This window comes from Salinivibrio socompensis S35, assembly GCF_000513715.1.
Lineage (GTDB): Bacteria > Pseudomonadota > Gammaproteobacteria > Enterobacterales > Vibrionaceae > Salinivibrio > Salinivibrio socompensis.
This window is the reverse complement of the sequence record NZ_AQOD01000150.1, coordinates 1-9,552: the sequence shown is the minus strand read 5'-3', so window position 1 is coordinate 9,552 and position 9,552 is coordinate 1. Positions and strand designations below refer to the sequence as shown.

The window sequence follows — 9,552 nt, the reverse complement described above, 5'->3', positions numbered from 1 at the left end:
ACGAATCATTCCTAGTGTCTGAGCCAACTGACGCGACTCGCCAATRTTGTGGACGCGCGTCATGGAAGGCATCAAAGCAAGAAATGCGACGCATGCACCGGTTGATTTTGATACGTCTGTGGTTTCTACCCTGACGTCTCACGACGCCGGCTACATCGAGAAAGATCTGGAGCAGATCGTTGGTCTACAGACTGACGCGCCACTAAAACGCGCCATGCTGCCTTACGGTGGTATCCGTATGGTTCAAGGTTCATGCGACGCGTATGGCCGCGAACTCGACCCTCAAGTAAAGAAAACCTTCTCCGAGCATCGTAAGACCCACAACCAAGGGGTTTTCGATATCTACACCCCTGAGATCATGAAGTGCCGTAAATCTGGCATTTTGACAGGTCTTCCTGATGCCTATGGCCGTGGCCGTATCATCGGTGATTACCGTCGTGTCGCGCTTTATGGTATCGATTTTTTGATGACAGACAAAAAAGCGCAATTCGATTCTCTGCAAGAGAAATTCGAAAACGGCGAAGATCTGCAAATGACCATGCAATTGCGTGAAGAAATTGCAGAGCAACACCGCGCGCTGGGCCAACTGAAAAAAATGGCAGCGTCTTACGGCTGTGATATTTCTCGCCCTGCAGAAAACGCAAAAGAAGCCATTCAGTGGACCTATTTCGGTTACCTGGGTGCCGTTAAAACACAAAACGGCGCGGCCATGTCGCTAGGCCGTACATCTACCTTCCTTGACATCTACCTACAGCGTGATGTTGAAGCCGGTAAACTGACAGAAGAGCAAGCGCAAGAGCTGATTGACCACTTCGTCATGAAACTGCGTATGGTGCGCTTCCTACGTACACCAGAATACGACGACCTTTTCTCTGGCGACCCAATTTGGGCCACCGAATCGGTTGCCGGTATGGGTCTAGACGGACGTACTCTGGTTTCTCGTACCAGCTTCCGTTTCCTAAACAGCCTGTACACCATGGGCCCAAGCCCAGAGCCAAACATCACGGTGCTTTGGTCTGAGCAACTGCCTGAAGGGTTCAAAAAATTCTGTGCCAAAGTGTCTATCGATACCTCGTCTATCCAGTACGAGAACGATGATTTGATGCGTACTGACTTTGAATCCGACGATTACGCGATCGCGTGCTGTGTATCACCGATGATCGTGGGTAAACAAATGCAGTTCTTCGGTGCCCGTGCCAACTTGGCCAAAACGCTCCTTTATACCATCAACGGTGGTATTGATGAGAAGCTGAAAATCCAAGTCGCACCAGAGCATGCCCCGATGACCCGATGACGTGCTGGACTATGACAAAGTCATGGACCGCATGGATCACCTAATGGACTGGTTAGCGAAGCAATATGTGACTGCGCTGAACAGCATCCACTTCATGCACGACAAATATAGCTATGAAGCGGCATTGATGGCGTTCCACGATCGTGATGTTTATCGCACCATGGCCTGTGGTATCGCGGGTCTATCGGTTGCAGCTGACTCATTAGCGGCTATCAAATACGCAAAAGTAAAACCTATTCGTGACGAAGATGGTATCGCTATCGACTTTGACATCGAAGGTGAATACCCAGCGTTTGGTAACAACGATGAGCGTGTTGATTCAATCGCCTGTGATTTGGTTGAACGTTTCATGAACAAGATTCGTTCACTGAGAACCTACCGCGATGCAGTGCCGACTCAGTCTATCCTGACGATCACTTCGAACGTAGTGTACGGTAAGAAAACCGGTAACACGCCAGATGGTCGCAAAGCGGGTATGCCATTCGGTCCAGGTGCTAACCCAATGCACGGCCGTGATGAAAAAGGCGCGGTTGCGTCACTCACCTCCGTCGGTAAACTGCCATTTGCACACGCAAAAGACGGTATTTCTTATACCTTCTCTATCGTGCCAAATGCACTGGGTAAAGACGAAAACACCCAACGCGCGAACTTGGCGGGCTTGATGGATGGTTACTTCCACCATGAAAGCGGTCAAGAAGGCGGTCAGCATCTGAACGTGAACGTCATGAACCGTGAAATGCTACTGGACGCGATGGAGAATCCTGAGAGCTATCCTCAGCTGACCATCCGCGTATCGGGTTACGCAGTGCGTTTTAACTCGCTGACGAAAGAGCAGCAACAAGACGTGATCACACGTACCTTTACGTCTTCACTGTAAGATGTAGCGATTAAGCGTACGCGATACGCTGATAAAAAAACCGCCGGCAGATCTGGCGGTTTTTATTTTGCGTTTCTTTACGTATCATTTCTCATTGTTCGCTTTCGCGTCAATCCGTACTCATTGACCCAATATTGATGACGATGTGGCGTTCTTCACACCACTTCAAAATGATCCAATTGTCTATCCAGTTCTTGCGCAGAATCTGCCAGTAGTTGGCTTTGCTCCGCCAGGTGAGAAGCCGCGCCACTGACTTCGTTCGCCGAGTTATGAATGTTACTGACGTTTTGGTTCATTTCTTCAGATACCGTCCCCTGCTCTTCGGCCGCCGCCGCAATCTGTACCACGCGATCATTAGAGCCATGCAGCGCGCTCACCATATCTTTAAGCTGCTGCTGAGTTTCAAGTGCGGTTTCAACACTGGCTTCACTGGACGTATGGCTTGATTTCATCGCCTCTGCCGCTTCAATCGCGTTGTTGGTCAGCGCTTCTATCGTCCCTTGGATTTGAGTGGTTGATTTTTGCGTACCTTGCGCCAGCGAGCGTACTTCATCAGCCACCACCGCAAAGCCACGACCTTGCTCACCGGCACGTGCCGCCTCGATCGCCGCGTTCAGGGCCAATAGGTTGGTCTGCTCAGAAATCCCTTGAATCACCGTCGCTACATCACTGATCTCCATCACGCCTTGCTTGACCTGATTGACCAACTTGTCTGCCCCAGCGATACGCTCGGCGACTTCACGGATACTGGCGACCGTGCTATCCAATTTATGATTGCTATCTTCCGCCATCGAGGAAATATCATTGGTGGCTTGCGCAGTTTGTTCTGCGTGATCCGCGACATCTGCAACGGTCGCCGTCATTTCATTCATCGCGGTTGCCAGTTGCTCCAGTTGGGCTCGTTGAGATTGAATGCTTTGTGCACTCTCTTCACTGGCCGATGCAATCGACGACGCCATGGTGGACGACTGCTTCGCCTCATCATGAGCGGCACGCAACGCTTCACGGACACTCCCCATAGCGGTATCCATACGCCGCGCCAATTTACCGATTTCATCATGGCGGGTATAACCGCACTCAATGCGCAAATCCCCACCCGCAATCCGATCAAACTTTTCGACCAGTTCACCCAGCGGCACGACGATATCGCGACTGACAAACGCACCACAAGCTAACAGGATCACCCCCGCGATAAGTGTTAACCCACCAATTTGCCACGCTGACTGGATAAACTGTGCTTCAATATCGCTAACATGGACGCCGGAGCCAATAATCCAGTTCCAGCCATTAACGCGCTTCACATAAGAGATTTTGGCTTCATCTCACCGTCAGGTGAACGCCAGGTATAATCCAGTACACCGCCTTGTGGTCCTTTGCTCACCGCCACCATTTCTCGCCAATGGTGTTTGCCTTCTCCATCGGTCAAGCTGCTGGCACTGGTGCCATTCAAGTTGGGTTTTATCGGATGGTTAACAATCGTCAGATCGGGCTTAAGCACCCAAAAATAGTTATCGCCGTCATAACGAAGCTGATTCAGTTGTGCGATCGCCTGCGCTTTGGCTTCCTCTTCGCCAATTCGTGACGCCTGCTGACGGTAATAATTCACCACACTTTGCGCCACTTCTATGTTCGCCCTTAGCGAGGCTGTTCGCTCAGCATACGCTTGATCACGCTCTTTTTGGATAGTGAACATACTGATCGCGATCAGCAATGCAATGGCTATCAACATGAGCGCAACAAGCTTGTTTTTCACTCTCAGATCACTGATTTTTATCATTATATATCCTTGCGTTTGCTGTTGATCCTAGCCTGGTACTCGCTCCATCAAGTCCACATACAGCCTAGAGGCTATATATGGGTAACTCTGCATGTCGCACGTTAGTTTGGACAAAAAGACCAGAAGACACAAAAACAACATGGAGATTATCTGGATCACCTCTCATTGTGTTGGCATAGAAAACTGGAACTGTGATCAACCCACGGGCAGAGATGTAACATCCAGGTAACGTTAAGAAAGAGTGTGCGAAAAAGAGGGAATTTCCTTACGTTGAGACCGGTTTTTGTAATAAAATAACACTATCGCAATTCGCAGTCTGGAGACAGTTATGTCGGCAATTGGTCGCATCCATTCCTTTGAATCTTGTGGGACCGTCGATGGCCCAGGGATACGTTTTATTGTCTTTATGCAAGGCTGCTTGATGCGGTGCAAGTATTGCCATAACCGCGATACGTGGGACACCCATGGCGGTAAGGAAGTGACCGTCGATGAGATCATGAAAGATGTGATGGCATACCGGCATTTCATTACGGCCTCAGGCGGAGGGGTTACCGCTTCCGGGGGCGAAGCATGTTGCAACCTGAATTTGTGCGAGACTTTTTCCAAGCCGCGCAAGCCAAGGGCATTCATACCTGCTTAGACACCAACGGCTATATCCGTAAGCACACACCCGTGATTGATGAAGTGCTTGATGCCACTGATCTCGTGATGCTGGATCTCAAACAGCTTAATGATGAGGTTCATGAAGATTTAGTCGGGGTATCGAATCGTCGCACCCTCGACTTTGCCCACTATTTGCACAAAATTGGGCAAAAAACCTGGATCCGTTATGTGGTGGTTCCCGGCTATACCGATGACGATGACTCCGCGCATCGTTTAGGACAGTTCATTAAAGGCATGGATAATATCGAAAAAGTTGAATTGCTCCCTTATCACCAGCTGGGTGAACACAAATGGGAGGCACTCGGCTACGAATACGAGTTAAAAGATGTGGGCACACCATCAAAAGAAATGATGGACAACGTCAAAAACATCATTGCCAGTTATGGTCATAACGTAATGTATTAACATTATTCACTTTTTACCCCTATTAGCCGGCCTGTAGCCGGCTTTTTTATATCCATATCTCGCATTTTTATACTTATATTTCACGTTTTTATACTTACATCTCGCGTCGACGAGCTTTGGTCATCCGAATCGCTTCTCGAATAATACAATCACGCAACGGATTATCTGCCGCATCGGCGCGCCAAATAAAAGACAACGTACGCCGCATATTCAGCTCAGGGACGTTTAATGCCACCAGCTCTTCACGTTCAATCCACTTTTCAACGTCCAAGTAAGGTAGGCAGCTAAGGTAATTGGAATTGGCAACCAAGGTACGCAATACAGGCACCTGCTCGTATTCTCGCCGCACATCAAGATCTTCGATAACGCCATGAATCGCACTATCGAAACTATGTCGCGTTCCCGCCCCCGGCTCTCGCAGAACCCACTGCGCTTGTTCAAGTTGCGCCAAGCTCACCTGATCACGCTGCGCATAGGGATGATGCTTACCTGCGACCACCACCAGATGGTCATGACACCAAACTTGTTGCTTTAAACGGCTATCATCACACCGCCCTTCAATGATCCCTAGGTCGTGCTGATAGCGGCGCACACTATCAATCACTTTTTGGGTATTTTTCACCGTAAAGTCGATTCTCAGCTCTGGGAAATCACTATCAATAATACTGATAAGGTCTGGGATAAGGTGTTCTGCTGCGGTTTGACTGGCAATTAAGGCAATATCACCGCTAATAATGTGCTGTCCATCAAACCCCGCTTCAATCTGTTGCGCATCAAACAAGAGTTGGCGTGCTTTGGGTCGCAGCCACGCGCCCCAGTAGGTGAGCTGCATTTGCTTGCCTTGTCGCTCGAATAACGGCCGTCCTAACAACTTTTCTAGCTGCGACAAGGCCATACTAGTGGCTGATTGCGTCAACGCTAATTGGTCGGCTGCTCGGCTCACACTGCCGCTCGCGGCAATCGCTTCAAACACAGCCAACTGTTTTAATGAGTACCGCATCCAAGCTCCTTACTGTCTGGCTTTAATGACAATACCCTATCAATTTTTGTGATTATAACCCTAAGAAATATCAATTTTACTCCTGATAGAGAGAAGAATAGGCTGGATTTATTCACATTACGTCTAAAAAGGAGTACAACCTGTATGTTGATATGTCTTTCCCCTCGGGCAAATAATGCCGACAGAGGAGGCAACTCATGGTAAGTCCTACCCCGATTAAAACGGAGGGGCCCGCGGCATTGCTCGCCAACGCCGAAGCGTATGCAGAGAGTAAAACCCATAAATCGACCCGGATGGCGGTTGGGCTGGCCATAATGGCCGGCCTATTTATCGGACTGGCTTTCGTGTTCTATCTCACAGTGACCACGGGCAGTCACGCCGGCTGGGGAATGACCCGGTTGATGGGCGGGCTTGCCTTTAGCATGGGTTTGATATTGGTGGTGCTGGGCGGTGCAGAGCTATTTACCAGCACAGTGCTGTCTATGCTGGCGCGAGCCAATGGCAAAATTTCCACTCGCGGCCTGCTCTACACTTGGGCAAGAGTGTATATGGGCAACTTGTTCGGTGCCCTACTGTTGGTGTTTATCGTGATGGTTGCAGGGCTGTACCAGCTTGACGATGGGCAGTGGGGATTAAACGCATTACAGGTGGCCCAACACAAGCTCCATCACAGTTGGATACAGGCCTTTGCGTTAGGGGTGTTGTGTAACTTGCTGGTATGTCTGGCCATTTGGATGACATTTACCTCACAAAATCCACTAACCAAAGCGGTGATGGTGATCCTTCCGGTTGCGATGTTTGTTAGCACCGGCTTTGAGCACAGTGTCGCCAATATGTTCATGGTGCCACTGGGGATGAGCATTGCCACTTTCGCGCCCGACAGTTTCTGGCAAGCAATAGGTAGCTCACCGGCCGCCTTCAATGACCTGAATCTGATCCAGTTTATCAGTGCCAATTTAATCCCTGTCACGCTCGGCAATATTGTCGGCGGTGCTGGCCTAGTCGGCATGGGGTACTGGTTAATTATTAATCCCGAGAGAGAAAACAAAACAGCGCAAATTTCTTCATTGACGCTACCGTCTGCGACTTATTCTGAGAGACCGACTATGACCCAAGAAACCTTGACCATCGAAAAAAATATGAAGCCTATCCACTGCGCCTTGCAAAGCCATCAGTTTGTAGCCGATGCATTAGAGCAACTCAACCGCTATCAGTTACAAGGCGCGCCCGTGGTCGATAAACAAAATGAATTGGTTGGCTTTTTCTCGGTGCAAGATGTCTTTGTTGATTTATGGTGGAACGATTACCAACCCGACATGGACACTAAAGTCGAAGACTTAATGCGCACTGAGGTGCAAACGGTTGAGGCAGACCAATCCGTAATTGAACTGGCGCAGTACATGAGCATTGACAACCAAGTGCTGTATCCCGTCAGTGATGCGGGCATTGCCACGCGCTTTACCACTCAATCCGCATTAGAACGCGCGAAAACGCAAACACTGTCGCGTCCGTACGTTTATCCTGTTATGAAAGATAACATTTTGGTTGGCGTGATCAGCCGCTCAGATGTGGTTCGGACTTTGGCACCGCTATACGGCAACGCCATGGATATTCTCCCTGCCGATGCAAAAGAAGGGCTGGTTAGCGCCTAATCAAAACCAAAAACACGCCTCAGACCGGTTCTGAGGCGTGTCGTTTTTAGCACTCATCGTTGTCAGGCGGCACTCAAGTTAGGCATTTTCCGACGCCCTCTTAGGTAAGCAATCCACATATACATCGCCATACTGAGCAAACAACTAGCCAAGTACATCATCAATCCTTGCTCACCAGAAAATGCTTGATGCGCCAATACCGGACCACTGACGGAGCCAACACTGTAAGCGAGTAAAAGCGCCTCAGTGGCCGCGACAATTTTACCGGGAGCCAGCGTGGCACACGCATAAGCAATCGCAATAGGATAAATAGCAAACACGGCGCCACCCAGCATCACCAGCCCAACGCCGAGCCACCCGTTGCTGTTAGCAAGCATAATGGTCGCCACGGCAAACAATCCCACCACACAGAAGTAGAACATCAACAATACTCTGTTCACTCTTGTCGAGATTGCCCCCAATAACGGCTGAACCCCCATGCCACCAACAATGACTAACGCCATCATCGCCCCAATCTGTTGGTGATCGTCAACACGTTCAGCCAAATAAAGCGGTAATAAACCATAAATCGCCCCCAACGTGAGTCCCGACACAATACAAGCGATATAAGCGGCTTTACGAATCGCTTTCAACGTTCCAGTGTGTTCAACGGGGCCCATCATCTCTTGCGACGGCTCACCATGGCGCATGAATAAGGGCACGATAATCGCGGCCGTGACCAGGCTACCAATCAACCAATAAGGCTGAGCACCTGTCACACCAACATAACCGACTCCCAGCTGACCCAGGGCATTACCACCATATAAGGCCGCCATGTAAAAGCCTAAGCGTTTGGCCCGTTGGCGCTCTGAATCAGCGATCAGTAACCAGGACTCAATCGCGACAAAGACCCCCGCTACCGCGATCCCAGCCACAAACCGTGAGACTAACCATATCCCCTGCGCTTTGATGGTTGCCATCGCGGCAATAGACAACAGCAGCACACTCATAAACAGCACTAATGCTTGGCGGTGCCCTATCCGCGCGACGATACGTGCACTCCACAAAGCACCAAACAATAACCCCGCATAAAAAGCGCTGGCTAGCCAGGCGGCTAATTCAGCCGGCATCCCAAGCGGCATTAATGCCAATGGGATCAAGCTCATCAAATAACCACTTGCTACCGCAAATGCCGTTAAGCTCACGAGTGGTACCCATGGAAACACAGACAGGGCCATGCCGCTGCCATTTTGCGCAGAGGATAGATTGTTCATGACAGTTCGTTCAATTCTCAGATAAGTGGCACGGACGGCCGGGGCCGCTAATGTGTGCCATTATCACAGATAAATACAGCGAACGTTTTTATTCGTCTCGATAAGAAAATTTGATGGATAACCCGGCAACAGGCATCCTTTCCGCCATCAACGCTCTGGCGACAAATACTCTCGGTCATAAAAGGTGCGCAACCAATGGGGGCGATACACCGCCATCACAGTCACCGCCATGCCATTAAGCAGCGCCTCTGGGAACCACATGAGTAACGCAATTTGCAAGTAGTTGTGCACAATCTCGTGCCAACTATGACGATCGGCAGCCCAATACCAGAGCGAGGTAACCGACAGCTGGAAGACGATCGTCAGTGCCGCGCCGATAAATGCCGCAATAAAAATATAGATAAAAAGGTGGCGGGTTAAATAGTGATAGCTCAGCGTAAAAATCGCATAACTAAACAAAATGGGCAGTATCGCCGTGGTTAGCGCCGTCATACCGATATCGGCAACCGGGACAAAACCAAAGATCGCCATCAATGCCAGCGGCACGGTCGTAATCCACACTGCAATACGCCAGCCATGGCACAAAGCTAACGTGGTTACGCCCAAAAAATGAATAATCCAGCCCCTCTTT

Annotated in this window: 5 protein-coding genes and 3 pseudogenes; 3 read left to right on the top strand and 5 right to left on the bottom strand. The window is 49.8% G+C overall.

Annotated features, from left to right (window positions below):
- Positions 1–2,171 (top strand): annotated as a pseudogene (pflB, locus tag DZ54_RS22245) (formate C-acetyltransferase); the annotation flags it as partial.
- A gap of 155 nt (positions 2,172–2,326) precedes the next feature.
- Here the strand turns inward: pflB and DZ54_RS27195 are convergent.
- Positions 2,327–3,382 carry a methyl-accepting chemotaxis protein gene (locus DZ54_RS27195; RefSeq protein WP_338057068.1) on the bottom strand — a complete coding sequence of 352 codons (1,056 nt, stop codon included), beginning with the start codon at positions 3,380–3,382 and terminating at the stop codon, positions 2,327–2,329.
- Positions 3,383–3,442: 60 nt separating this feature from the next.
- Positions 3,443–3,864: pseudogene (locus DZ54_RS27190) on the bottom strand (cache domain-containing protein); the annotation flags it as partial.
- Between the two features lie 490 nt (positions 3,865–4,354).
- Here DZ54_RS27190 and pflA point away from each other — a divergent pair.
- Positions 4,355–5,016: pseudogene (pflA, locus tag DZ54_RS22235) on the top strand (pyruvate formate lyase 1-activating protein).
- Positions 5,017–5,110: 94 nt separating this feature from the next.
- Here pflA and DZ54_RS0114950 read toward each other — a convergent pair.
- Positions 5,111–6,016 (bottom strand): LysR substrate-binding domain-containing protein, encoded by a 906-nt coding sequence (locus DZ54_RS0114950; RefSeq protein ID WP_025674947.1) that lies wholly within the window; start codon positions 6,014–6,016, stop codon positions 5,111–5,113.
- Between the two features lie 197 nt (positions 6,017–6,213).
- Here DZ54_RS0114950 and focA point away from each other — a divergent pair, with 197 nt between their 5' ends.
- Entirely contained in the window at positions 6,214–7,668 is a 1,455-nt protein-coding gene (gene focA, locus DZ54_RS0114945; RefSeq protein ID WP_025674946.1) for a formate transporter FocA, read from the top strand.
- Between the two features lie 62 nt (positions 7,669–7,730).
- On the opposite strand, the gene DZ54_RS0114940 is transcribed toward focA, so the two are convergent.
- Complete coding sequence (locus DZ54_RS0114940; RefSeq protein ID WP_025674945.1) at positions 7,731–8,921, bottom strand: MFS transporter; 1,191 nt, start codon at positions 8,919–8,921, stop codon at positions 7,731–7,733.
- Between the two features lie 147 nt (positions 8,922–9,068).
- Positions 9,069–9,552: energy-coupling factor ABC transporter permease (locus tag DZ54_RS0114935; protein WP_025674944.1), on the bottom strand; the 484-nt coding region annotated here is incomplete at its 5' end.

Excerpts from the sequence above, each read along its gene's own strand:
- DZ54_RS0114950 (WP_025674947.1), bottom strand. The coding sequence starts at position 6,016 with ATGCGGTACTCATTAAAACAGTTGGCTGTGTTTGAAGCGATTGCCGCG.
- focA (WP_025674946.1), top strand. The coding sequence starts at position 6,214 with ATGGTAAGTCCTACCCCGATTAAAACGGAGGGGCCCGCGGCATTGCTC.
- DZ54_RS0114940 (WP_025674945.1), bottom strand. The coding sequence starts at position 8,921 with ATGAACAATCTATCCTCTGCGCAAAATGGCAGCGGCATGGCCCTGTCT.